Raw genomic sequence first — 23,865 nt, forward strand, 5'->3', positions numbered from 1 at the left:
GTGATAAATATGAAATGCATGACGAGCAATCCTGAAAGCAGGAATAGTGAAGAATGGATGAAAAAAGAAGCAAAGGGTGCTGTTTCAGCGTCCTTTGCTTCTTTTTGTATCCTTAAGTATTAGACGTTATATGCTTCTTCTTTGCTTGTTTCTAATGCTTGTGTAGTTGGTTTCTCTGCTGGGATGACCAAATTCAGCAGCACGGCTGCCAGTGCACCGACAGTAATTCCGGAAGATAAGATATAGTTCGCCCAGTCAGGCATGCTGTAAAGGACTTCTTTTGGCAAAAGGGTAGCGGCAATGGTCAACAGGATTGGAAGGCCGATGACCATCATGTTGCGGTCGTCAATATGGAGCGGCTGGATCACTTTCATGCCGTTTGTCACGATCGCCACACAGACGATGCCAAAAATTCCGTTGATAACAGGCTCAGGTATGCAGGTGATTGCAGTTGAAAGCTTAGGAATAAGCCCCAAACAGACAAGGATTACACCGCTCGCCATAATGGCCAATCTGCTGGCTACACCAGTGATTGCAAGCAATCCTGCGTTAGAGGAGTAGCCTGTCATCGGAGTGCTTCCGAACAGTGCGCCGACAAAGCACCCAAGTCCTTCACCGACAGAAGCGCGGTTCAGGCGCTTTTCATCAAGCTCTTTTCCTGTAACTGTAGAAACGACGAACCATGTACCTGTAGTTTCAATCAAGATAATTAAGTATACAAACACGATGGTAATGATGGCACTTACATCAAAAATAGGTTTTCCGAATGGAAATAATGTTGGCAAGGAGAACCAGCTTGCACTTTTAACTGGCGAGAAATCAACTCCGCCAAAGAAGCTCGCTGCAACTGTTCCGGCAATAATCGCAATAATGACGGAAACGAGACGGAAAAATGTTCCGAGCCCATGTCTTTTGCGGCCAAGCAACATACAAATGACGAGGACTCCTGCAGAGATTGCAGCCACAAGAATGTTATCGCCTATGTTACCAGGAGAATGATAAATATTATTAAGGCCGATTGGCATTAATGCAATCCCGACAATGATGATCACCGTTCCGCCTACAAGTGGAGGGATGATCTTACGGACTGCTTTTGCGAACCACTTTAATGGGTAGCCTAGAAGAGCAATGATAATCGCGCCTGGTATCAGACTTCCTGCTATGGCGCCGAGGCCAAGCTTTCCTCCAATGGCCGCGATGGCTCCGATTGGAACATAAGACGGTCCTTGTACAACAGGTAATTTAATCCCCGCGCCAGTTTGGATCAGTGTAGCAATCCCAGTGGCTAAGAAGCACATCTGTATGAAAAAAGAGGTGTTTTCGGTGCTCAATGCTAAAAGCCCTGCAATAATGATTGGTGCTATGTATAAATCCATTGCCAGTACATGCTGTAAGCCTAAAACAAATGCTTTGCTGTAGCTGATTTTATCATCGACACCAATGATAATGTTACTATCCTGTTTCCTCTCCAATTGAGTCTTCCTCCTTGAGTGAATTCGTGTTTTGTTTACTTTTCAACTGGATTATACAAAAATAAATAAAAGTTGTATACAAAAAAACGAATAATTTTATTTTAATATATTTTAATGTTCGTATTTTTGGTTGACCGGTGAATGAATACCCATTACAATGAAGTCATAAAAGTGGATACGGAGGAGAAGGAAATGCAGCAAGATCATGTATTGCGCGAAGACTGGATTGTTGCCTGCAGAGCTGAAGACTTAAAGGAAAAGCCTGTCCAGGTCATCATTATGGGGGAACGGTTAGCGATATTCAGGAATAGTGAAGGTGTACATGCATTCAAGGATTTATGCATACATAGAGGAGCAGCTTTGTCTTTAGGAGAAGTTAAAAATGATTGCCTGGTATGCCCTTATCATGCCTGGGAATATAACCAGGACGGAGAATGTGTGAACATTCCGCAGCTGCCTGAAGGGCGTGCAATCCCTAAAAAGGCAAAAGCCACTTCCTATTCATGTATCGAGAAGTATGGATTCATTTGGGTGAATCTAGCCAATAATCTGCCAGAGTTTTTCAGATATGAAGAAATGGAAGGGGACAGCTGGCATAATGTCATCTGGGGACCACAATCCGTTGAGGCAAAGCCGCCGCGCATCATTGAGAACTTCCTGGATGTAGGCCATCTGGCGGTGGTCCATGAGGGCTTCTTAGGAACCGATAGTCATCGAATCATCGAAGACTATGCAGTGAATAGGACCGATAATCGGATTTTTTCAGACGAAATACCAATCTATCAACCAGACCCTGATGGATCAGGAAAGCCGAAATATGTCTATTACACCTATGAAATCGTTCGTCCTTTGATGGTTAAATTTACGAAAAGGGATCGTGAAAATAACACGGAAATGACCATTCTTTTAACAGTACGTCCTGAAAGTGAAAACACATCAGTAGCCTATGGAATGCTCTCCTTTAACTATGAGACAGGCCTTTCCGATGCCGAAATCATCGAATTCCAAAATGAGATTTTCGCACAGGATAAACCGGTAGTTGAAAACCAAAAACCGGAAGAGCTGCCGCTTGATCTGCAAGTCGAGCTTTCACTAGTGTGTGACCGTATGAGCATTGCATACAGACAGTATTTAAAAGAGCTTGGGGTAAGCTTGGGTACGGCGTAAGAGATTACTAGAGAAATATTCTTAGGCTTGTGATATAGCGGAAGAACCGTTTCCTGAGCATGGGAACAATTTTTTTGCTTCCAGTGTGAGCAAATATGATATCTCCCATAGGGATAGGGCGAGGTTCTTCCCTGTTTAATGGACATTTAGGTACACCACCAGACCATTAGAAAGCCTAACACAAGAAATTTTTTTAGTAGGGTGCATATCCTTTAACTGACAATGAAAATGGCGTGTAAACTATCATTAGTTTTAACACGCCATTTTTCTGATTTATTGTATGATCGGTTCCAAGATATGATGGTTCTTATTTTACATAAGCACCCGTTTGTTGAAGATGGACTCATTAATCAGAAATAATGAGTCCATCTTCTGCAACTTGCCCCTGGGCAGTAGAATTTGGGTTTTCAACCAATTCAAAGGATACTTTTTGTCCATGTTTTAGAAATCTGGATCCATCAGGAAACCTTTCCGATCAAGTGAAATAGAACTGTAATTAAAAAAAAAATTGTTGATTGGTACCGGTAAAAGCAACAACTATTATAAAGCGCTTTTCGGCTTCTTGATTGATATATTTTTTAATATGTTCCTTCCAGCTAACAACGCGAAATATAAAGGAATTGTTACAAGTAATATTACATAAAGGTCTCGTCCAGCAAGGTAAGTGGCAGAGTGAAGACCTTTTATAAGTAAGTGAGCAAACAGGTACGAGATAGGCAATAGAATCATTTTTTCTAGTCCATTTCTTATTTTTTCGTTCTTACGGAATATGACCAATCCAATTCCACAAATAAGTAAAAATCCTATAGCAAACAACACATAGTAGCTTAAAACAAGCCGAGGTAACGTCATGACAGAACCATCCGTTATTGGATCTCCATAAATTAAAGTATTTTCAATTCCATCGGTATTGTAATAGTAGATCGAAGCGACCGTTTCCCCATTCGGGTTTAAGACCGTATTGTCCAGGTTGTTTTTGTATATTTTCTGTTGCCAAATCGTTTCCCATGTAGTTATATCATAGACATAACCTGAATTGTCTGCTGCTGGATATTGATTTACATTATATCCAGAGACTTCTTCACTAAAATTCAAAAGTACAGTTCCATCATCCTTTTCAATAATTGAAACCGCATTTTCATTATAAGAGATGTATGCTGGGGTTGTCAGATAAGCGATTGTAACCACTGCAAAAACCAATGTTACCATGACTGAAAGAATAATCGTTTGCAGCTTTTTCTTTCGCAATGTATTTTGTATGTTTCTTAAGGGAGCTATATCGGTATCTACTGGCGGTTCTTCAAAAGTCCTCATTTCTTCAAGTCGTTTTTTACAGTTTTCACAAGAAGCTATATGTTCTTCAACTAGATCTCTAGTATCTTGACTTGCCATATCCTCGACATATAACGGCAGTATATCCCTAATCATATTACAGCTAATTCTCATTGATAATCCTCCGATCGCGCTTTAATTTTTTCTCTAGCACGGTGATAAGTAACACAAGCCCAGTTTTCACTTTTTCCAAACAATTTGCCAATTTGCTTAAATGACAGTTCTCCAAATGCACGGAGAGTAAAGACCTTTTTGTATGGCTCTTTCAAATTCTTGATAACTTCATGTACCTTCATAGACGCTTCTGAAATGGCTATTTCTTGTTCTACATTGTCTCCACTAGCTGATTCTGGAACCGACTCAAGATCCACCAAGCTTTTATTCTTACGCAAATAAGAGTAATAACTGTTTTTGGCAATTTGGCATAACCAAACACGGATATCACTATTCCCTCTGAAACTGTCTAGAGATGTTAATGCCTTCATAAAAGTTTCCGAAGTGATATCTTCAGCGATATGCTTATCGCCAGATAAACTATACACATATAAAAATACATCTTTAAAGTATGTATTATAAATATCCTCAAGCTGTGTCACCATCTCACCTCCTTACATATAAGACGCGATAAACTCAAATATCTTACAATAATATAAGAAAAACCGTACAAAATACTAACGGGTTTACTTGTGAGGTGCAAAACGTTAAATCACAGTGCTAAACGCACGGCCAATAGCAGTATATTTCACGGGCAAAAAGGCTCAGAGTTATTTTCTACTCTAAGCCTTTTTGTGTTATGTTATTTAACTAAAGCACCCTATAGTTTAAGTGCAGTTCTTCACATAGGAGCGTAGTTACAGGAATGCTGCCCTTTTAGTTGGAAGTAGAACTATTCTTTTTTACTCTTGAAATTACAAAATAAGCAACCAGATATAATAGACATAAAAAGATGAATACTATTAAAACTGAAAGTAAGAACTTATCTTGATGCCATACTGTTCCACAACATCTTATTCCATAAAAATAAGGTAAAGGCGGATCAATGTTAACTACTGTCAGCTCCACAAATCCTATTGGGAAACCTATTACCATAGGGAAACTCCCTTTTAACTCAGCATATGTTTTAATCATTTTTCCGTTGCACCCGTTAGCACAATATCAAATATATATTAATTTAATGGGGATTCAATCTTTTCATTTAATTCCTCTGCTTGGCTCATAAAAGAATCCATATTGGCACTTATAGTAATATTTAATCCTAATCCAACTTCACGAAGTGTTTTCCGTAAGTCTTCAAAGTTCTGTTTATCCTCTTCAGTTAAATCAACAAAACTATATAATTTATCATTAGGATATTGATTTAATTTGGAATACAAGTTTTCAAGGATTTCCTTGTCACTTTTAGAAAGCGTTCCTAACTGCTTTCCAGTAGTCATTCCAAGCCAAATTCCGTTAGTTACATCCCCTAATTCAGTTGTAACCAGGTTAGGTTCAGGCCAATTATTATCCATCTGGTTAGCAATCAAGCCTTCCAATTCTACTAAATTATTTTGGACTTCTGTAACAAGAACTTGCTCCTTTACGAAGTTAACCTTTATAATTCCCCAAGCTACAATTGCGACGAGTAGTATATTCAAACCTATTGAAAATCTAAATAGTAGCTTCTTTTTTTTACTCAATTTTATTCCCCCTTTACCCAAGATGATTTTACCATAAAAACCCACATCCCTTATTAAAGTATTCTGCACCTATAGCTTAATAAGGATTTCAACAAAGGTGCCTATTTCATCTGGGTATTTAAGATTCTAAGTTAAAACTCCCCGTTTCAATAAGGATCCCTTCTTTATGAAGCCTTTTATGATTATGTGGAATTCGGCTTAATTCCTCACACTTTTCATTCCATATTATATTTATAAACCGAGATGCTTCTTGAAGGAAACAGTCCGGATTCAAATTCTCGTAACAATAACATTCGTTAGGATATGTTTCCCCGCATCCGAATAACTCCAGAACATCTTCTTCGATTGCAATTGCACCAATCCTAAACTCATAAAGGGAATACAACTCGATAAGGAAATTAGTAAAGTCTTTTATTTCCTCTTTTTTTATTCCAATTTGGTCCCATTCAAAGGTATCGAAGATAGACCCATAAAACCAGAAATTTACCATAATTGAATTTGAAGAAACCATTTCAATTTGTAGAGTCGCTTTTCGTTTCCTTGGTAAGTGAACGAATACTCTTAATCTTAATGAATGTATAAAATTTGTTTCTGGATCTTCCTCATCATAGGGACAGCCTCTATCAAAAAAATCAATAATTTCATCAACATTTTCGTCAATTATTTCAACCTTATTCGTTAGCTTTGGCAACTTATTTATAATATCCTGTATTGCTTTCGATTTCGCTTCCATTTCTTTAAGTTCCAATAGGAAGCTAACTTCAAGAAAAGGTCCGCCTTGCAACCATTGTGACCAATCCATTATGAATCCTCCTAAATCCGGGGAAATGTCGCTATAATTGATATGCTTCTTAAGCTAAACTGCTCCGTTTGTTTAAGAAGGAATTCAACAAAAAAGGCCGTTAATCCTTCCTAGATCAACGCACCCTTGAGAACAAATGATTTATTTTATTACTTGTGTCTCCCAGCCGTCATAACAGGAGGCACTTCCTCCAAATTGAATTGCTAACTCTGTAAGATACTTAGTTGTTTCGAATATCTTATCAGGCTCTATAAAACATTTTTTTGCTACTTTAAACATAAACAGTTCTTGTTGATCCTCTTCAACCAAATTTGGTTCATACAAATCATAACCCTTATCATTTAGCCTTCTGGCAATTTCCTCAATTGAGGACTCAGTTTTCAAGAAAAAATAGTGTTCCAAATAATGTTCTTTTTCGAAATTTGAGCCTTCCTTCTTTAATGCATTAATTGTTTCAAGGTCTAGAGACTCTCTTTGTCTCAACTCTTCTATTGTTTCACTCATAATCTTCACCTACTTTCGACTTTAATCAAGATTTTTCTATTTTGGCAATATTTTATATTTAGCCAATCCTTTCTTCAACTAAACTGCACCTATAGTTCAATAAGGAATTCAACAAAAATGGTGCTTAATCCTTCCTGGATCAATGCACCCGATAGTTTAAGTTCATTTTTTCACCAATCAATAAAAATGTCCTGTTTGTTTAAATGGAATTCACTCCATCAATTCACCTATTATGTATATTTCCTATGTGATTCTTAGAACAATCTTTCCCTTTGTACGCCCACTTTCCATGTGCTGGTGAGCCTCTACAATCTGTTCCAAGGGATAACATTTTTCAATAACAGGTTTTAACTTTTCTTGTTCCACAAGACTACATAAAAAAGCCAAGTCTCCATCATTGGGTTTTGTAAAATGAATCTTTGCCTTTTTTTTACCTAAGAATGATCCTATCATCACTTGAAACGGATGATATTTAGGGAAAAATAAGTGTTCAGTAATATAAACACCTTTCTCGGTTAAAGAACGTAAGCAACTGAAAAAGGTTCGCTTACCAACAGCATCCAGAATAACATCGTATTTATTTGTATGATCAGTGAAATCTTCCTTAGTATAATCAAGACATAATGAGCCCCAAGGTCCTTAACCCAGTCTAAATTGGAGGTGCTACAAACGGCAGTTACTTCAGCCCCATAGTAATTTGCAAGTTGAACAGCAAAATGCCCTACTCCTCCAGATGCTCCATATATTAAGATTCTTTGTCCTTGCTTTACCTGTGCTACATCTCTCAATGCTTGTAACGCAGTTTGAGCAGCACACGGTATAGCAGCCGCTTCTTCAAAAGTTATATTTTTCGGCATATGACATAGGAAATTTTCACGTGGAGAGACATATTCAGAATGGGACCCGAAGCAACTCCCGAACACCGGGTCACCCACCTTAAATTTGCGAACATTTTCACCGACAACCTCAATAGTACCCGCAACATCTATGCCCAGTATGGAATTTTTGGGTTTTGTTAGTCCATTATCCAATCTTGTTGGTAAATAACCCTTTCGGTACAAATAGTCCATAGTATTGACAGATGCACTGTGAACACGAATCAACACCCTGTCTTGTTCTTTGATGGATGGCTTTTCAATATCCTTTATACCCAAAACTTCAGGGGAACCGTAGTTACTATAAATTGCTGCTCTCACCTGAATACCTCCATAATAATTCTATTTTAAGGCGTTTATTTAATAGAAACTCTTTCCACTTATTATATGTTTTATTTCTAAATATTTGGACTAATTAAGAAATTTTTTTTGAACCTACTCCATTAGTTCAAGATGGCTAACGTACGGAACAACCATCAGAAAAAGAAAATATACATTGACCCAAATAATTCCTCTTAGAGTCTTTATTTTCAAAGATTAATGCTGCAGACAGAATTGATCGCTAACGCAAGATATAATTCTTTACGGCACATTGATTTAATTCTTACTAAATCCTTCTTCCACTAACCTGCTTCGTTTGTTCAATAAAGAATTCAACAAAAAAGGCCGCCAATCCTTCTTGGATCAACGCACCCTTATGTTTAAGAACATTTATTCGCAAACTTATTACAGGAATGCTGCCTCGTTTGTTCAAGTAGACTTTCAAAAAACGGGGGGTAATTCTTTTGGACTAACCTATCCGCTTTTATAACATGGATTGTTCTATTTACAGTCAACCTCATAGCTCAAGTTTGACTAACCACTTCACCAGGTATTACTTATTAAGCGAATTATCATTCATTTTACTTTCACAAATACAATTTTTTTTACAATTGCATTGTATATAGTACTTTTAATTAAGGAGCCCAAGGATAATAAGCAAGCGACGCAGCACTAATTTAATCTACTTAAAATTATAGATTAAATTAGAGATGATATTTTATCCCATCACCTAAATTGATAAATTTCCCAATATCAATAAACAATAGTAGTTTACAAATATAAGAGTAAATCTCTAAAGCAAATAATTATGCAAAAAAAAATTTAAAAGTCTTAATTTGATATATTAAATTTTCCCAATTTTTATACACCTAATACTTTAGTAGTATTAGTTTAGTAAGAATAAATTTACATTTTTTTCAAAAGGAGGTCAGTATGCCAAAACAATCCCTCAAGTTATTATGCCCTCTACTTACTGCTTGTTAAATTTTTTGTAATAGCTGAATTATTACAGAAGGAGGTTTCATTAAAATCAAAACTGCAGCCAAAATTCTTCAGTGGATTGGTGTTTTATTTGCTTTTTCTACATTAATGTTAGCAGCCAGTCGGTATCCGGTAGATCAAAGCACCCTGCCATTACTTATTTCCATTTCTATTTTACTAGGCATAGCCGGTGTTTTCTTGAGCGATAGAAATCCATTTGCTCTTATATCCCTAACTGTAGCGTTACTAGCAGTTGCTACTTATTACTACGTGGGAAATGGCATTATTCTCAACTTATGCGTGTTTACCAGCCTTTTCTTAATAGTTACTAATTATTTTGTAAAAAAAAAAGCAAGAACAAAAAAATAGTTTTATAAATTAGGAGAGAATGCCATGAGAAAGCGAATAACTTTTACTTTATTAATATTGAGTTTAATTTTTTCAAATTTTGGATTTGATACGGTTGCTGCTAAAAAGAAAGATAATGAAGAAACTATCATAGACAACGTAGAATATACAGTTGTCCAAGATGAAAATGGAGATAATTTGCTTCAACTAAAATATTTAGATACTGGTAAGGTAGAGTTTGTAAAAACAGTGGTTGAAGATGATGTTTATACAAATGTTGTTGTTTCAAGTGAAGGTGAAGTACTAAATAAAGTAGAATATGTGAAGGATGAAGAAAAAATTTATATTGACGGAAAAGTGGCTGACGGAAAATTATCTCTAACATCCACTGAAGATTCAGGTCCTACTTATGCTTCTGTAGACCCTGGAGGTGGTGGTTCTAAATGGAAATACCTTTCAACATCTTATGGAAGCAATAGTGAAAAATTAACTCATCAATCATTAATGGTAACTTTTGTTGCTGCTGCTTTAATGCTACCTGCTTGGTCACAAATAGTTATTGGCGTAGTAAATACATTATGGTCCGCTGAAGTAACACAAATATGGTACAAGAGGTATAACTACGTTGATGCTTATGCAACCTATACTACATGTAAAAGAGCGAATTCCACATATTTTTATCGTGTTAGTAACTATACTGGTCTTTTACGTAGTACTGGAATAGTAGTTCAACCTATTGATCCGTGTAATTCAGGGTATTAGCGCATTTTTAATTGTTTAGAGAATAGAATTCTCAAACAAATCAGTTATTAGAAAAAGGAGACCAAGTGTATCTCTGTGGTCTCCTTTTTTAATTATAATATTATAAATGTTCAGTATTAGAACTCAATAAGCATTTTATTAATACAACCTAGAAAACGTCATGGGCCTAAGAAGCTCGTATCTATAAGCATCTATTAGTTATTAAAACAATATGAAAAGATAAATGAGCGAGCGTTACTGAGCCCAAATCCTCATTTCTCCCCAAGTATTTTCCGATTTCTTATTAAACAATCCTGCACCGTTTGTTCAACAAGGAATAAAAACAAAAAGAATTATACACCAAAATGTATCATGTATTTCTTTTCTTCCTTGGCCTGTATTATCTTTGCAACCAATTCAACAAGTTCATCAGACTTTTTATACGATGGTGAGGATGTAACCACGTCATAGAATAAGGATAAGGATTCAAGTGGGATTATTGTAATTCCCCAATAAGCTAAACCATACTCTGGACGATCAAGCGAATGAAAGTAGGTTTTTACGATAGATAATTGATCATTTAAGGTATCAATTATCTCATCATCAACAGAAGTACACTTGTATTTTAGAGGTTCATAATCAAATTGACTTTTAACGTCTTCGATATTATCAATTATCCCAAATTCATGAACAGGCATAATTATCAGCCTCCTTGTTGAGCTAACCTGCTTCGTTAGTCGAATAATCTGCCTTAATAGCAGCTTATCTATCACTTTTGCACTCGTATGTAGAAACTATTGGCAATGGAATAGCTATTCTTAATTATATTATACTCTTTTCAAAATTTTCCTAAGTTGTGACAACTTACTTGTTCTATTTATCAGTATTCACAGGCTTAAGATCCTTAAAATCTCTCATAAACAGGTAATCGAACTAATTAATTTCCCAAATAAGGACAAAGCAATAGTCCTAGTTATGTATCTAGTACTAGTGATAGAGTTAGCTTGTACCAAAAATCACCAGTTTATAGGAGGGGCGAAAGGAGGATGCCAATCAAAATAAAAAAGACCATCCTACTATAAGGAAGGTCTACCTTTCTAGGTAACTTTATTGTTTTTGCCTCTATAAACGAAAACAAAATAAATAACGACACTAAGGATGATAACGATCTCTCCCCTTGAAAGAAGAACTAAAGAAATCAACAAAACGGATAGAATAAGAGTGGCAAAAAAGCCAATCACTGTTTTGTGTTTTATTGCCTTTTTAAAAGCTAACAGACCAATTGCGACACTTAAATAGACTGAAAGCATTCCCCAAAAAATAGAAAATATAATACAAGACACCTTCCTTTATGTTTAATTTTGTCCATTTCATTTATCCAATTAAGATATTCTATATAAATACAAAATTCCCCTGTTTTAAGATGCTTGCTAAACTAACCTCACAGTTTGTTCAATAAGAAAAGGAGGCGCTGCAGCTACCCCCTTTGTTAAATTTACAATCCATAGTCAATAGTTTAAGTACTTTACTTCACAATACTTTTTTAACCCCTGGCATTACTTTTCTTTTAACATAGAATACTTTCGGTAAGCTTTATAGTAACTGATAGTATAAAAAGCAACCATTAAGGCGGGGAATGACCTTAAAAGGGCAAATGGAGTTTCAAATAGGAATGCTTTCCAAAATAATGACCCTTTCATGCTCCAAAGGCCTTCGGTTAAATATAATCCTGAATCTTTGTAAATCGTATAAGAGAAAAGTAAAAACACGATCGCTAAACTAGATGAATAACCCATCAATCTTTTATAGTAATTATTCCTCGATTGGCGATCGGAGAAGATTTCAGTTTGTCCGTCATCTTCCTTTTGCCAATATTGAATTCCCCCAAGCCAGGTTCCTTTTAAATGATTCCAACCGAAGTCTTCATAGATCCCTTTATATTCATTTAGTTTTTCCTTTGATAAATATTCTTGATAATCCAGTCGCATTACATATCTCTTGTCAGTCTTTTCGAAAGTGTAGATTCCTAATCCGCTAATATTTATGCAGCGATAGCCTTTTTGTAATTGCTCGTTCAGCCATTGCTCCTCTTTTTCAATATCAACAAACATCTTAAACTTCTTCATTGCCTTCACTTCCTTCGTACAGGGATAAAATATGCAGCAACCTGTCTTGTTCCATTTTTAAAATCGCATTTCCTTCCGCAGTGATCATATAAACCTTCCTCCGGCCTGACTCTCCGACAGATTCAATCCAACCGTGCTTATTCAAGTTTTCAATTGCACCGTATAATGTACCAGCTGCTAAAGCAACAGTGCCGTTACTAATCTTTTCGATTTTTTGCATGACGGCATAGCCGTGGAGCGGTTCACGCAGAGCCAATAAAATATAATGCATGGTTTCAGACAACGGTAATAATTTGTGTTTCATAACCTCAACCTCTATTCAGTTCGACTATATAGTTCAACTTAATAAAAATATAATACAGTTCAACTGAATAGTCAACAATGTAGGTGAAATTAGTTATAGAAGCTTAAAGGGAGAATTCCATTATCCACCTCAGATCTGAGCGGTTTAAGAAATAGAGTAAAGGTTTGTTAAAGAAGGATTTATCACTCGAGATGTTGAAGAATGTATCAATAGGAAATGACTCTAGAAGCAAAGAGGCAGGAGGAATGATGGTGATGCAAATGAAACCGGAATATGAAGATTTTCCATTAAAGGCATATGACAAAATCAGATATGCAGATACGGATCGTCAGGGACATGTAAATAACGCACTGTTTTCAACCTTTCTGGAAACGGGAAGAACGGAGCTTCTCTATGCAAAGGAGCCGCTGCATGCTGAAAATGCGTCGTTTGTCATAGCGAGTCTGAAGCTGGACTTGCTTTCTGAAATACGATGGCCTGGGACAGTGGAAATTGGCAGTGCCATTACAAGAGTCGGAAACAGTTCCTTTTCTTTATTTCAAGGAATCTATCAAAATGGCAAGCTTGCTGCAGTGGCAGAAACCGTCATCGTGCAAATGGATGAGGACACTAGGAAATCGGCGCCGCTTTCCTCTGAAACAAAAGAGCGATTAAAACAATATTTACTTGAAATTCAATAAAGGAATCAATGATCGAAACGTGAGGACGGTGTCAGTGTTCTAGACAGCGGAACAGGGGGTTCCTGTAAATCAAAAAAGAAAATTAGTAAGGGGATCAGAAAATGAATGTTCTCATCGTATTCGCCCATCCGGACGGACAATCATTGAATGGGGCACTGAAAGACAGAACGGTTGGAATCCTGGAACAGAATGGCCATAAGGTAGAAGTATCGGACCTTTATAAAAAGAAATTTAAAGCAATTGCAGATCAAGATGATTTCCTTGTCCTTAAAAATCCAAACCGTTTCAATTATATTTCTGAACAATATCATGCACTGAAAAATAATACCTTTGCAGCTGACATTGTCGAAGAGCAAAGGTTAGTAAGCTGGGCGGACTTAATCATTTTTCAATATCCGATGTGGTGGACAGATGCCCCTGCCATATTGAAGGGATGGTTTGATCGAGTGTTCTCGTACAGCTTTGCCTACGGTCCAGGACGTTATGAAGAAGGGAACTTAAAGGGGAAAGCGGCCATTGTATCTGTGACCCATGGCGCAGAGGATCTATCGGAGTATGGAGAAAATGGAATAAAAGGCAAAGTCGAAGAGCGCTTGTTCAATATTCAGCACGAGAAGCTTTACTATTGTGGGATGACCGTCTTAGAACCGTTCCTATTCCCGGCAGGTGCAGATGAGGAGACGAGACTGCAACATATACAAGCTTGGGAGGAACGGCTGGCGGGCTTAAAGGACGAAATATTGGTAGATATATAATTAGGTCTCGATGAAAAAGTGAGAAATCGAAAGCCGTCCCTTTGTTTTAAACCGACACTTAGGAGTGATTGTTTTGGAATTGAATGATGTAATCCACTGGCACCGGTCGATTCGTGAATATGAAGATAGGGAAGTCAGCCAAGAGCTGCTAGACCGGATTTTAGAGGCAGGTATTCGTGCCTCATCAAGCGGAAATATGCAAACGTATTCGATCATTGTCACGAAAGATAAAGAACTGAAGAAAAAATTATATTCTGCTCATATGGAGCAATCGATGGTGGTGGATGCGCCGATCCTTTTAACATTTTGTGCGGATTTTAATCGAATGAGGAAATGGCTTACACTGAACGATGCCCCTGTACACTTTGATAATTACATGAGCTTTATGATTGGGGCCATTGATGCAGCATTGGTTTCACAAAACTGTGCTTTAGCAGCTGAAAATGAAGGACTGGGCATTTGCTATATGGGCTCTACGCTTGCGAATTGTGATCAAATTGGTGAACTGTTGAACTTGCCGCCAAATGTCGTACCCGTTGTTGGCTATTCATTAGGGTATCCAGCAGAAAATCCTGCCCCGCGTGACCGTCTGCCAATGCATGGACTTGTTCACTATGATCAGTATCAGGATTATTCGGATGAAAACATTCAGGAAATTTATCAAGATCGAAATGAAAAAGGATGGAACCGTTACATGGCCGTCCCAAAACTTAAAGAAATGACGGAAGAATTGGGATTGAAGAATCTTGCCCAAATTTATACGATCGCCAAGTATACGAAGCAATCGCATCAGGAATTTTCACAAACCGTGCTGAAGTACTTAGAGAGACAAAACTTCATGAATAATGAATAGGAGGGGCAGAAAAACCTCCGCTTTGTCTCGCAGTTTGATGAAATTTTTTCAAAGAGGGATCTGAAAATGAATATCTTAATTAAGAACTTACCTGAAAAAGAGATAGCGTATATTAGACGGACGGGGAGTTATTTTGAGCCCCAAGAACACTGGGGAAGGCTGATCGATTGGGCGATTGGCAATGGTCTGTACCCTCCACAGCAGTCGTTTATCGGTATATCGTTAGATAATCCAAATCAAGTGGAAAGCAAGGATTGCCGTCACGATGCCTGCGTTACATTGCCAGAGGGATTTGAAAAAGAAAACCATAAAGATATGGAATTCAGGAAGTTGGATGGAGGGCAGTACGCCCTGTATAATTTTTACGAAAAACCTGAAAAGCTCCATTCTGCTTATCAATACATGTTTGGCGAATGGCTTCCAAATAGTGATTATACAGCCGATTATGAGAGAGATAACCTCGAATACAACATGAATAACCCATCCGAAGATCCTGAAGGAAAATGCAGAGTTGATTTATACATACCCGTTAAAAAGAGAAAAGCTTAGGGCAAAATGTCACCAGTCAACGGTGACATTTTGTTATTGTTTTGAAGGTGCGGGATTGTGGCAAAGTTAAAAATAAGGGTGGAACCAAAATGATGATCAAGTTTTCAATCGATAAGGACAGAAGCTTTCATTTAAGATCAGCCGCTATTATCCAACATAAAGGCAGGGTCCTATTTCAAAGGCCGGTTGATAGTGAAAATTGGTTTTTGCCAGGAGGACGAGTGGAGCACTTTGAATCGACAGAAGAGACATTAAAAAGAGAGTTAATGGAAGAGTTCAATTTGGAAGTAAACCACCTGAAGCTCTGTTGGGTAGTGGAGTATTTTTTAGAGACAGAGAATAAAAAAATCCAGGAATTAGGGATGCATTACCTTGTGGACATTCCTGAGGACCATCCATTAGTTCACCATCAAGGTGAGTTCACAGGATTGGAAGATGGATATGTTCACAGATGGATTGAGATCGATGAACTTGATCAGTACAAAATAGTACCCGAATTCGTTGTTCCTCAGTTACGAAAGTTAAAGGACAGCAGCCAGATTGAACATACAGTTTTATCGGTAGTAAGGTAGTTTCATTATAATCATACTGATGGGACGATTCATGAAGGGATAGCCGTGTTTATTTATTTCTCAAACACAGTGAGATCAATACTTATTAAAGAAAGATCGTTATTTCTTTAATGAATCAATATTATTCACATACATTAAACTAAAGAAGGCATTTTGGATTGCGGAGGGGAGATAAAAATTGGCAAGGATCAAAAATATATCTATATTGTTTATCGTGATGGGGACATTTTTAATTGGCTGCTCTAATGTATCAAATGTAGAGCCAGCATCCGGCCGCACCTTGTTTTCCGCAGAGAAAGATAAGTATGCTTTATTAGTGGTTGATGAAAAAAGTGCTGACTATTATCGTAAATTACTAGATAAGCATAAGATATTGAATGTCAAAGTGATCAATGGAAGAACCTCTCTAGAAGACACAAATGAAGAATATAAATTTCTGGAATTAAAAAAATCCCCAGCATTCGTTGTATTCGATACTAAAGATATTGTTTATAAAACTTATAGTGAAAAAGAATTGATAGAGTTTTTAAGAGAGAACAGCCCGAATTAATGCTAGGAAGAATTTGATTATATAAAAATTTTCAGGGGTGCAAATGTGAATTCAGCGACAGAAACAATACAAGAATTAACGGATAAAGAACAATGGTTAGAAGCCTTTCCCATTATGAATCAGTTACGTACGGATTTGACTCCAAAGACATACTTGGAGTTACTAGAAGAAATGAGGAAAGATGGGTATTCTTTGTATGCTTTATCTATAGATAATCGGATTGTATCCTTAGCCGGTTTAAGCTGGAGAGTCAACTTCTATAATAAGCGTCACGTTTTTATCTATGATCTGGTAACAGATCCTGCTTACCGTTCATCCGGCTACGGAGAGAAATTATTAAGTTATATACATAACTGGGCAAAAGAAAATGGAGCTGAATACGTGGCATTAGAATCAGGTATTCAGCGAGACAAAGCTCACCGTTTTTATGAAGAGAAATTAGATTATGATAAATGGTGCTATTCATTTAGGAAAACGTTATAAAATAGGGCTAATGGTTCGACTAGGAAGATAATATGGTATAAGTTGAAAGCACAGATGGCGGTCTGGATGCCTTCGATACATTAGCAAACGGATTTTACATAGAAAGAGGAGAAAAGTTAATGAAAACAGAACAACAGTATTTTGAAGAGGGAAAATCGATTCAAACGTATATGGATGAAATGGGCATGTTAAAAGAGGAAAGTTTTGCTGTTTATGAACAATTTCAACTCCCAGCAGATGGATTTGCTGAACAGTTAAAACAAAATGAACTGCATTTCCTAACGATTACCGAAGATTGGTGTGGCGATGCTATGATGATTAATCCCGTCATTCGCAAATTAGCTGAAGCTGCAGATACTGAAATGCGCGTCGCATTACGAGATGCAGATACAGATTTGATTGATCGTCACTTAACAAATGGTGGACGTGCTATTCCCATGATTTTAGTCTTCAATAATCAAGGGCATTTACTTGGAAAGTGGGGACCGCGTGCTCCAAAAGCTCAGCAAATAGTAGATGAAGTTCGTGCTGCATTGCCACCAAAAGATGATCCTACCTTTGCAGAGAAACAAAAAGAAGCCTTTGGTTCTTTAAGAAAAAGATATACAGAGGACCAAGCTCTTTGGGAAGAGGTTTATAATCATTTTAAGGAAACAGTATTAACCATTTTGAAGTAGGGTTTGCTGCAGTGATGATTTATTGATGCCAATTAAAAAGAGAATATCATGAATGTAGAAAATGTCACCAATCAGTGGTGACATTTTCTATTGAATGTGCAGTTTTGTGGAAAAAATATTTTTTGCGATTTTCTAATAAGTTAAGCGGAAGTTACAAGACACCACCTTTTATACAAGGGGGATCCCAATGGAACTTTGGAAAGATTTGAATGAAACCGGGTGGTCTTTTCCAGCCATTAAAGATAATTCTTCAATGTCTCTTTAAGTGTCCCTCTTGTTTCTGTATCTTTTTCAAAAAGTATTCCGCCATGTATCATTTTTCTTACAAGGTCTGGTCGGAGTCCGGTCAGGATGGCTTTGCAGCCCATCATGGCGACACCAGTCAGGATCTTTTGAAAGTAGTCGATCACGTCCTTATCCATCATGGCTACACCTGATAGGTCGATCACTAAGTTTTGGAATCTTGTGATGGCTATTTCGTTTAAAACTTTCTCTTCAATGATCCTAATTCTAAAGGAGTCGATTGTCCCAATTAAAGGTAGAACAGAAACAGTCTCACTTACTGGAATGATTGGGACAGATAAATGTTCGACCATTTCCCTTTGCTTATGGAGCATTTGATCTTTATATTTTGAGTAGCTGAGAAAGAAACTATTAAGGAATTGGTCTATTTGTTCGTTTATGACTTCCTCCATATCATAAAAATCATTTTTTCCATCAGTCAGGTTCTTGTCTTCATCAATTTGACCAATAATCTTCCACAAAGTTCTTCTGATCGCTTGAACCCATTCTAATTTTAATGACAGAGTCAATGAATGACCTGCCCAGGCAATACCTTCCTCCTCTGCAAAAGTGATTAAATCTTTATCATTTTGATCGATTATGTAGAAAATTAATTTCCTGGCATTTTTTAATAGGTCGATGTTTCCTTTTTCTAAAATCTCAGTGATTTTCCCCGAAACATTAACGGCTTGAGAGAGTAAATTCTCTTCGAATCTCTTACCATGATCGTTAAAGTAGATTTTGATTTCTTCTCTTAATTCATTTATGTTATTCAATTGTCTTACCCCCGAAAAAATAACTTTAAAACAAATTACGTATACCCTGGCAGACGATTTATAAACCTATTTACCCAAAATTTCCGAATAAGTTTTTGGAGAATTATCAAAAGCCAGGAAAAATGTGCTACAAGGGGACGGTTCCGGCGTCTCGTGAATTGCCAGTCTGATAGATAATGAAGAAACATGAAAGAACATTTTATATTCCTATATAGCCTAAATAGTTGAGGAAAACGTCGTATAATACATTTATAAGGTAGATCATTCGACATTTAGAGTATGTTTTATTGAAAAATTTGGGTGCAGGACAACATTGGACGTCATTAAAAAACTCCCGTAGTGGAGGGGAGGGGCCCATATGGAAGTGGAGAAGAGCAGGGTTGAAGCCAACCAAAAACCGATGCTTCAAAAGTATTTGTTTCCGATTACCATTATTTCCTCAATTTTAATTTCAGGATCCACCGGATATTTAACTAGTCAAATAGCTGTCAACAATAGTGTTGGTGACTCAACAGAGATCATTTCTATGAAAAAACAAGTAAATGAAGCTAGAGATCAATCGTTAAAAGTAATTGAAACCGAACTGCCAAAAATAATTAGCGATCTGGATCAATACAATCAGGATATAAATTTATTAGTTAATAATGTGGAGTGGCTAAAAGGGAATTTAGCCCCTATAAGGGATGCGATAGGCAAATTTGGCACAGCCATTACAGTCGTTAGAGGGGTCAACACTCTTGTGGGCCTTCCATCTGTTAGTAAGATCAGTACTGATTTAGCTTTTCTGCAGATTCAGCTTGATGAAATCGATAGCTTACTATTTCGTTTGGAGAACTTAACACTTATTCAACAAGAAATCAGTGATTCTCATCGAAAGTTAAATTCTTTATTCGAAGAGTATCAAAAGGAAAAGGATATTGAACTGTTATTTCAAATTGAAAAAGAGTTAGACTCAAACTTGATTTATCAAATTGAGGACTTAAGAAGTTCTACAGTAGAAGCTCACAAAGTTCTTGAACTATCTTCAAGTGTTTTGACTACAGTCAATAAAACTAGATCCCTTTTTAGTTCAATACAGGAAATGGGTAAATCTGCGATAGATGCAATCCAGTTTTGGAAAGAAGATGAAGGCGGTTCTGAAATGGAGGCAGAAAGTATGGAAAAAGAATTAGTGGCTTCTATAGATAGAATTGAAAAGCTGCCTAGTGAATTAACTCAACGCTCCAAGAGTAGTATAACGTCCATAAGCCTTGTTCAAAAAGAGTTACAGACTATCAAGATAGCAGAATTGATCAGTAGTGAGTGAAGAGGGGATCACCCTCTTTTTTTCATTTAAGGTGAAGGTGACCTAGTTTAGACGGGAGGATTCTGGTTTTGCCGATTCAGTCTGACGCATCTCCTTAATCGAACTCACTCCAAACAAGCCAATGAGAGAAAAGATGACGGGAATGATGAAGCCATAAAAATAGCCTTCCGTCATATTTCCTGAAACAGCCTGAAAATGATCCAATACTTTTCCGAAAATGACTGGCAGCAGAACAGCACTTAGAAAGCCCCCTGTATTCGCAAATCCAGATACAAGGCCGGATTCCCTCATAGGAAAGGATTGACGAACGACAGCAAAGGTTAAGGCACTTGCCCCGAATCCAAAGCCGATGATAAAGAAAAGCGTAACGAGCATGAAAAATGGAGGATTCCCTTTGAAGAAAAGGAAAGCTGACCAGCTTGTGAAAACAATAAAATGAACCATGACATAAGGACGCTTGATTGTTTCAAGCCGACTTGAAATCCAACTGGTCAGTGGAGCTCCTATAAGTGCTCCAACAAGACCAACCATAATCAGTTGACTAGCATCTGAACGAGTCAGATCATACATATTCATCCCATAGGGCACTGCCCATGAGCTAATAAAGCCTACATAGCCGCCAACCACCCCAAAGTGACAGAAGAATAATGCCCATGCCTGCCGATTCATAACGATTCTTTTCAGTAACAACAAAATGTTTTGACGCTGAAGTTCCTCTTTTACAGCTACTGATTCATGATGAAAGAGTTGTCTTGGTTTCTTTACCAGTACAATATATAGAAGAATTCCGGATAAACATAAGGCTATGCCCGCAGAAAAAAAGGCTGCTCTCCAGCCAAGTAAGTCAATCCAAGCGGAGAAAGGAACGGTTGCCAGAAGGAAACCAAGACTTCCTGTCATTCCCGCGAAACCGATCAATCGGACGAATTCCTTCACTTTAAACCACTGGCTTAATATCAATACCAAGTTGACCCAAATAGTCGCATCTCCAATTCCCGTAAGGATTCTGGCAAAAAACAGGACAAACTCATGTGTCCCAAGACTATAAAGGATCGTGCCTAACCCAGTAATGATGGCACCGATAATCAGAAAAAAATTGGGCCCGAACCGATCAGCCAGAATCCCCATTGGAATTTGCAAACTCGTATAAACAAAGAATTGCATACTCGTCAGTAACCCAATCGTTGTTGCTGTTACTTGAAAATCCCTCATCACTTGCTCTGTAATCAATCCCGGAGCTGTTCGCTGGCTTGACATTAATAAGTAAGTGAACAATACGGAAACAAACACAACCCACCTAAACCTGCTATTTTGTTTGTCCAATGATTTCTACTCCCGTTAGCTTTTACACTATATATATGGGAATCCAGCAGCGGTCATGATAACTTACTATGTCCCGCCTTTTCTATTGCCACTTAAAGACAGTCACCTTCGTTCCACTGCCTGGCGAGGAAGTAATATAAAATTCATCCATCATGTTTTTTATCCCAGGAATACCGACTCCGAGGCTGCCTGATGTTGAATATCCTGGTTCCATGGCTTTGCTGATTTCCCTGATTCCAGGTCCCTGGTCACTGGCTGTAATTTTCAAACCATGTCTATTTCCTTTTTCAATCTGCTCAAAGCAGATCTGTCCTGTTCCGGCATATTTGTATATATTTCTTGCAAGCTCTGATATTGCGGTGACGATCCTCGCCTGGTTAATAGAATCAAAACAGAGGTCTTTAGAAAAAGTCCTGCCCATTGCGCGGGCTGTGAAAATGTCCTGTTCAAATTGGATGGGAACTAGGGCCTTATTATGAATAATCTCTACCATTCCTTTGCCACCACCTTTTGCTGTGTCTATCAATAAAGCTATCTATTGGAGGTTCCCTTGTGAATTTGCCGAAAGATTTCCTAAAAAAGAAAAAAGCCAAAAGAAGGGTGGTTAATCCCTTCTTTTGGCTTATGTCTGGTTCTATCGCCCAGCTCATTGCTGCCGTCAGCTATTCGGTTTTAATATTAATACGACCAAGCTCTTATCGATATCGAAATTCCATGACACAAAAGCGTTTTCCACTTTGGCTTCGAGATACGTCTCCAGCTGTGGTGTATGCTCGTTCAACAGCCTCTTTTCAAGGTTACGCTTGGCAATGGTGAGGGCCTCGGTAAAGCCCAAATTGATCATTTCTTTTTCTACACTGATCAAGATCTCATTCCTAATGATGACCAATGTTCTTGGGTTCAGCATACAGGAAGTAATGCTGCCGGGTGGTTTTTCCGCTTTTATGCTCACCTTAATGATTTCGTCATGGACCTCATCCTGGTTATTGTAGAAGTATTCCTGTTCATCCATCTGACTTTCCATAACGCCAATGAACATGCCGGTATGGCTGTCAAGATTCCAGTCATAATGAAATTCATTCAGGTTAATATCAAGATTCATTTTTAGGAAAGCTTTGATTTCCTCAGTCAGGGTCTGCATCAGCATATCCCTGATTTTCTCCACATATTTGCTTTGTTCGTTTGTCATTAATTTATCTTCCATCGGAGACAGAAAGTCTTTGATATACACGGTGATATAGGGATGGGCAATAGTAGCGAATACAGAACCAGGACCTTTGCCGAAATGTTCCCGTAGAATTCTTCCTATGTAACTCCCCAGATCTTTTTCCTTATTCCTTAAATCCATTCTCGTCATCCTTCTCAGATTCAGGCATGATATCCCTAGTCCATTTATTTTTTTGACGAAATGTAAAAAATGCTATTGAAAAAACCAGCGATTTTATCATCCATTTTTACTTACATATTTTCTTTCTACATTCCTTTCTACATTGATCAAGCGAATCCCTTTGAATTTTGTGTTTTTATCTGAAAAAATGGGGGAAAATTGGTAAAAAGCATATTCACAGTTTTATGTTGTTTGAAATTGATGATAAAATAAAAAAAGGAAAGAGGATATGATGCTTCTTTCTTTAAAAAGGGTGGACCCTAAAATGGATATTAAAGCACAGCAAACAAAATTGGCAAATAATTTTGGCAAGCTGCTGCGTGATAAATTTGGCAAAGGGCCAGAAGTGATTCATGTTACAATATCCCGGCCGTATGTATTGGTGTATATAAGCGGGTTTATTTCACCAATGGAGCAGGCGCTTCTGGAACAGGGACAGGAACTTACCGTCCTGACGACACGGGAGTATTTGATGAAATCATTGGACCCTGAAATTTGCGGGCAAATTAAAGCTTTAACTGATATGGAAATACAGCATATGTATTATGATTGGAATTTGCAGAACCTTTCCGGAGTTTTTGTTGCCATCAGTCCGGATAGCCCGGAAGAGGGAGCAGACTCCAGGGCTGATTATGAAGGCAGAGATGAGGTCCACAAGGAAATCATCCATATAAGCGAGCAAGCAGAAAAAGCACCTGACAGTGTTTACTCTTACATGCTCAGCTCCCGGTCATTGATTGTCATCCGGGAGGGAATATTAGTGCCAATCGAAAAGCAGTTGGTTTCCCTTGGATTTCATGAGACATTACGCGTAGCAAAAAGACAGCTTGAAGGCGGTATGCTGACTGGAAGCACCCAGTTTTCTGAAATACTTGATTCGAAAATCCAGGATATCTTTGTTGACTGGGATTTTCATCTTGATAAGAGTGTCATCACTATAATCCTAAAACCAAATAAAGCATAGGCAGTGGTGATCTGGACACATTGTGCCAGACCTAAGCCGAGAAGAGCAGGTTAAACCCC

Annotated in this window: 27 protein-coding genes; 12 read left to right on the forward strand and 15 right to left on the reverse strand. The window is 37.6% G+C overall.

Going from position 1 to position 23,865, the window contains the following annotated elements:
- Nucleotides 1-119: 119 nt before the first annotated feature.
- A complete protein-coding gene (locus LGO15_RS02775; RefSeq protein ID WP_226086628.1) occupies nt 120-1,472 on the reverse strand; it encodes a uracil-xanthine permease family protein in 1,353 nt (450 codons plus the stop codon).
- A 192-nt stretch (nt 1,473-1,664) separates the two neighbouring features.
- On the opposite strand from LGO15_RS02775, the gene LGO15_RS02780 reads away from it, so the two are divergent.
- Nucleotides 1,665-2,639 (forward strand): aromatic ring-hydroxylating dioxygenase subunit alpha, encoded by a 975-nt coding sequence (locus LGO15_RS02780; protein ID WP_226087798.1) that lies wholly within the window; start codon nt 1,665-1,667, stop codon nt 2,637-2,639.
- 540 nt (nt 2,640-3,179) lie between these two features.
- Here the strand turns inward: LGO15_RS02780 and LGO15_RS02785 are convergent.
- The 7 genes from LGO15_RS02785 to LGO15_RS02815 all read right to left on the reverse strand — a co-directional run bounded on the left by LGO15_RS02785 (nt 3,180) and on the right by LGO15_RS02815 (nt 8,149).
- A complete protein-coding gene (locus tag LGO15_RS02785; RefSeq protein WP_226086630.1) occupies nt 3,180-4,085 on the reverse strand; it encodes a zf-HC2 domain-containing protein in 906 nt (301 codons plus the stop codon).
- A complete protein-coding gene (locus tag LGO15_RS02790; protein WP_226086632.1) occupies nt 4,082-4,570 on the reverse strand; it encodes an RNA polymerase sigma factor in 489 nt (162 codons plus the stop codon). Before LGO15_RS02790 ends, LGO15_RS02785 begins: the two co-directional genes overlap by 4 nt.
- A 567-nt stretch (nt 4,571-5,137) precedes the next feature.
- Nucleotides 5,138-5,647 carry a hypothetical protein gene (locus tag LGO15_RS02795; protein ID WP_226086633.1) on the reverse strand — a complete coding sequence of 170 codons (510 nt, stop codon included), beginning with the start codon at nt 5,645-5,647 and terminating at the stop codon, nt 5,138-5,140.
- Between the two features lie 118 nt (nt 5,648-5,765).
- Complete coding sequence (locus LGO15_RS02800) at nt 5,766-6,449, reverse strand: hypothetical protein (RefSeq protein WP_226086635.1); 684 nt, start codon at nt 6,447-6,449, stop codon at nt 5,766-5,768.
- Between the two features lie 141 nt (nt 6,450-6,590).
- The gene (locus tag LGO15_RS02805) at nt 6,591-6,953 is read right to left on the reverse strand and encodes a ribonuclease E inhibitor RraB (protein WP_226086637.1); all 363 of its coding nucleotides are present in this window, start codon (nt 6,951-6,953) and stop codon (nt 6,591-6,593) included.
- 243 nt (nt 6,954-7,196) lie between these two features.
- Entirely contained in the window at nt 7,197-7,520 is a 324-nt protein-coding gene (locus tag LGO15_RS24320; RefSeq protein WP_226087799.1) for a zinc-binding dehydrogenase, read from the reverse strand.
- Nucleotides 7,469-8,149 carry an NAD(P)-dependent alcohol dehydrogenase gene (locus LGO15_RS02815; protein ID WP_226086639.1) on the reverse strand — a complete coding sequence of 227 codons (681 nt, stop codon included), beginning with the start codon at nt 8,147-8,149 and terminating at the stop codon, nt 7,469-7,471. Before LGO15_RS02815 ends, LGO15_RS24320 begins: the two co-directional genes overlap by 52 nt.
- 1,374 nt (nt 8,150-9,523) lie before the next feature.
- Between LGO15_RS02815 and LGO15_RS02820 the strand changes: the two genes are divergently transcribed.
- Entirely contained in the window at nt 9,524-10,240 is a 717-nt protein-coding gene (locus tag LGO15_RS02820; RefSeq protein WP_226086641.1) for a lactonase family protein, read from the forward strand.
- A 332-nt stretch (nt 10,241-10,572) separates the two neighbouring features.
- On the opposite strand, the gene LGO15_RS02825 is transcribed toward LGO15_RS02820, so the two are convergent.
- The 3 genes from LGO15_RS02825 to LGO15_RS02835 all read right to left on the reverse strand — a co-directional run bounded on the left by LGO15_RS02825 (nt 10,573) and on the right by LGO15_RS02835 (nt 12,649).
- Nucleotides 10,573-10,917: a short-chain dehydrogenase gene (locus LGO15_RS02825; protein ID WP_413231367.1), complete on the reverse strand. Its 345-nt coding sequence runs from the start codon at nt 10,915-10,917 to the stop codon at nt 10,573-10,575.
- Nucleotides 10,918-11,775: 858 nt separating this feature from the next.
- Complete coding sequence (locus LGO15_RS02830; protein ID WP_226086643.1) at nt 11,776-12,345, reverse strand: DUF2812 domain-containing protein; 570 nt, start codon at nt 12,343-12,345, stop codon at nt 11,776-11,778.
- Nucleotides 12,332-12,649, reverse strand: a complete 318-nt coding sequence (locus LGO15_RS02835; RefSeq protein ID WP_226086645.1) for a PadR family transcriptional regulator — start codon at nt 12,647-12,649, stop codon at nt 12,332-12,334. Before LGO15_RS02835 ends, LGO15_RS02830 begins: the two co-directional genes overlap by 14 nt.
- Before the next feature lie 254 nt (nt 12,650-12,903).
- On the opposite strand from LGO15_RS02835, the gene LGO15_RS02840 reads away from it, so the two are divergent.
- From LGO15_RS02840 to LGO15_RS02875, 8 genes are all read left to right on the forward strand, one after another.
- Nucleotides 12,904-13,329, forward strand: coding sequence for an acyl-CoA thioesterase (locus LGO15_RS02840; RefSeq protein WP_226086646.1), 426 nt, complete (start codon nt 12,904-12,906; stop codon nt 13,327-13,329).
- Between the two features lie 101 nt (nt 13,330-13,430).
- Nucleotides 13,431-14,084 carry an NAD(P)H-dependent oxidoreductase gene (locus LGO15_RS02845; protein WP_226086648.1) on the forward strand — a complete coding sequence of 218 codons (654 nt, stop codon included), beginning with the start codon at nt 13,431-13,433 and terminating at the stop codon, nt 14,082-14,084.
- A 64-nt stretch (nt 14,085-14,148) separates the two neighbouring features.
- On the forward strand, nt 14,149-14,937 hold the full coding sequence (locus LGO15_RS02850) for a nitroreductase family protein (protein ID WP_226086650.1): 789 nt from the start codon (nt 14,149-14,151) through the stop codon (nt 14,935-14,937).
- 66 nt (nt 14,938-15,003) lie between these two features.
- Entirely contained in the window at nt 15,004-15,486 is a 483-nt protein-coding gene (locus LGO15_RS02855; RefSeq protein ID WP_226086651.1) for an AraC family transcriptional regulator, read from the forward strand.
- Between the two features lie 89 nt (nt 15,487-15,575).
- The gene (locus LGO15_RS02860; RefSeq protein ID WP_226086653.1) at nt 15,576-16,058 is read left to right on the forward strand and encodes an NUDIX hydrolase; all 483 of its coding nucleotides are present in this window, start codon (nt 15,576-15,578) and stop codon (nt 16,056-16,058) included.
- A gap of 178 nt (nt 16,059-16,236) precedes the next feature.
- Nucleotides 16,237-16,608, forward strand: coding sequence for a hypothetical protein (locus LGO15_RS02865; protein ID WP_167834052.1), 372 nt, complete (start codon nt 16,237-16,239; stop codon nt 16,606-16,608).
- Nucleotides 16,609-16,653: 45 nt separating this feature from the next.
- Nucleotides 16,654-17,091, forward strand: a complete 438-nt coding sequence (locus LGO15_RS02870) for a GNAT family N-acetyltransferase (RefSeq protein ID WP_226086655.1) — start codon at nt 16,654-16,656, stop codon at nt 17,089-17,091.
- Nucleotides 17,092-17,210: 119 nt separating this feature from the next.
- Entirely contained in the window at nt 17,211-17,768 is a 558-nt protein-coding gene (locus tag LGO15_RS02875) for a thioredoxin family protein (protein WP_226086656.1), read from the forward strand.
- A 236-nt stretch (nt 17,769-18,004) separates the two neighbouring features.
- Here LGO15_RS02875 and LGO15_RS02880 read toward each other — a convergent pair whose 3' ends face one another.
- Nucleotides 18,005-18,826: an STAS domain-containing protein gene (locus tag LGO15_RS02880; protein WP_226086657.1), complete on the reverse strand. Its 822-nt coding sequence runs from the start codon at nt 18,824-18,826 to the stop codon at nt 18,005-18,007.
- 358 nt (nt 18,827-19,184) lie between these two features.
- Here LGO15_RS02880 and LGO15_RS02885 point away from each other — a divergent pair, with 358 nt between their 5' ends.
- On the forward strand, nt 19,185-20,132 hold the full coding sequence (locus tag LGO15_RS02885; RefSeq protein WP_226086659.1) for a hypothetical protein: 948 nt from the start codon (nt 19,185-19,187) through the stop codon (nt 20,130-20,132).
- Nucleotides 20,133-20,174: 42 nt separating this feature from the next.
- Here the strand turns inward: LGO15_RS02885 and LGO15_RS02890 are convergent, their stop codons facing one another.
- The 3 genes from LGO15_RS02890 to LGO15_RS02900 all read right to left on the reverse strand — a co-directional run bounded on the left by LGO15_RS02890 (nt 20,175) and on the right by LGO15_RS02900 (nt 22,803).
- Nucleotides 20,175-21,455: an MFS transporter gene (locus LGO15_RS02890; RefSeq protein ID WP_226086660.1), complete on the reverse strand. Its 1,281-nt coding sequence runs from the start codon at nt 21,453-21,455 to the stop codon at nt 20,175-20,177.
- An 82-nt stretch (nt 21,456-21,537) separates the two neighbouring features.
- Entirely contained in the window at nt 21,538-21,948 is a 411-nt protein-coding gene (locus LGO15_RS02895; protein WP_318999821.1) for an anti-sigma regulatory factor, read from the reverse strand.
- 165 nt (nt 21,949-22,113) lie between these two features.
- Nucleotides 22,114-22,803, reverse strand: coding sequence for a Na-translocating system protein MpsC family protein (locus LGO15_RS02900; protein WP_226086661.1), 690 nt, complete (start codon nt 22,801-22,803; stop codon nt 22,114-22,116).
- Between the two features lie 304 nt (nt 22,804-23,107).
- On the opposite strand from LGO15_RS02900, the gene LGO15_RS02905 reads away from it, so the two are divergent.
- Nucleotides 23,108-23,806: a Na-translocating system protein MpsC family protein gene (locus LGO15_RS02905; RefSeq protein WP_226086662.1), complete on the forward strand. Its 699-nt coding sequence runs from the start codon at nt 23,108-23,110 to the stop codon at nt 23,804-23,806.
- Nucleotides 23,807-23,865 lie beyond the last annotated feature (59 nt).

It is taken from the genome of Mesobacillus sp. S13, assembly GCF_020422885.1.
GTDB classification, from domain to species: domain Bacteria; phylum Bacillota; class Bacilli; order Bacillales; family Cytobacillaceae; genus Mesobacillus; species Mesobacillus selenatarsenatis_A.

Coding starts and splice junctions, on each gene's coding strand:
- LGO15_RS02780 (WP_226087798.1), top strand. CDS start 1,665: ATGCAGCAAGATCATGTATTGCGCGAAGACTGGATTGTTGCCTGCAGA.
- LGO15_RS02785 (WP_226086630.1), bottom strand. CDS start 4,085: ATGAGAATTAGCTGTAATATGATTAGGGATATACTGCCGTTATATGTC.
- LGO15_RS02790 (WP_226086632.1), bottom strand. CDS start 4,570: ATGGTGACACAGCTTGAGGATATTTATAATACATACTTTAAAGATGTA.
- LGO15_RS02800 (WP_226086635.1), bottom strand. CDS start 6,449: ATGGATTGGTCACAATGGTTGCAAGGCGGACCTTTTCTTGAAGTTAGC.
- LGO15_RS02805 (WP_226086637.1), bottom strand. CDS start 6,953: ATGAGTGAAACAATAGAAGAGTTGAGACAAAGAGAGTCTCTAGACCTT.
- LGO15_RS02820 (WP_226086641.1), top strand. CDS start 9,524: ATGAGAAAGCGAATAACTTTTACTTTATTAATATTGAGTTTAATTTTT.
- LGO15_RS02825 (WP_413231367.1), bottom strand. CDS start 10,917: ATGCCTGTTCATGAATTTGGGATAATTGATAATATCGAAGACGTTAAA.
- LGO15_RS02830 (WP_226086643.1), bottom strand. CDS start 12,345: ATGAAGAAGTTTAAGATGTTTGTTGATATTGAAAAAGAGGAGCAATGG.
- LGO15_RS02835 (WP_226086645.1), bottom strand. CDS start 12,649: ATGAAACACAAATTATTACCGTTGTCTGAAACCATGCATTATATTTTA.
- LGO15_RS02840 (WP_226086646.1), top strand. CDS start 12,904: ATGCAAATGAAACCGGAATATGAAGATTTTCCATTAAAGGCATATGAC.
- LGO15_RS02845 (WP_226086648.1), top strand. CDS start 13,431: ATGAATGTTCTCATCGTATTCGCCCATCCGGACGGACAATCATTGAAT.
- LGO15_RS02855 (WP_226086651.1), top strand. CDS start 15,004: ATGAATATCTTAATTAAGAACTTACCTGAAAAAGAGATAGCGTATATT.
- LGO15_RS02860 (WP_226086653.1), top strand. CDS start 15,576: ATGATGATCAAGTTTTCAATCGATAAGGACAGAAGCTTTCATTTAAGA.
- LGO15_RS02875 (WP_226086656.1), top strand. CDS start 17,211: ATGAAAACAGAACAACAGTATTTTGAAGAGGGAAAATCGATTCAAACG.
- LGO15_RS02885 (WP_226086659.1), top strand. CDS start 19,185: ATGGAAGTGGAGAAGAGCAGGGTTGAAGCCAACCAAAAACCGATGCTT.
- LGO15_RS02895 (WP_318999821.1), bottom strand. CDS start 21,948: ATGGTAGAGATTATTCATAATAAGGCCCTAGTTCCCATCCAATTTGAA.
- LGO15_RS02900 (WP_226086661.1), bottom strand. CDS start 22,803: ATGGATTTAAGGAATAAGGAAAAAGATCTGGGGAGTTACATAGGAAGA.
- LGO15_RS02905 (WP_226086662.1), top strand. CDS start 23,108: ATGGATATTAAAGCACAGCAAACAAAATTGGCAAATAATTTTGGCAAG.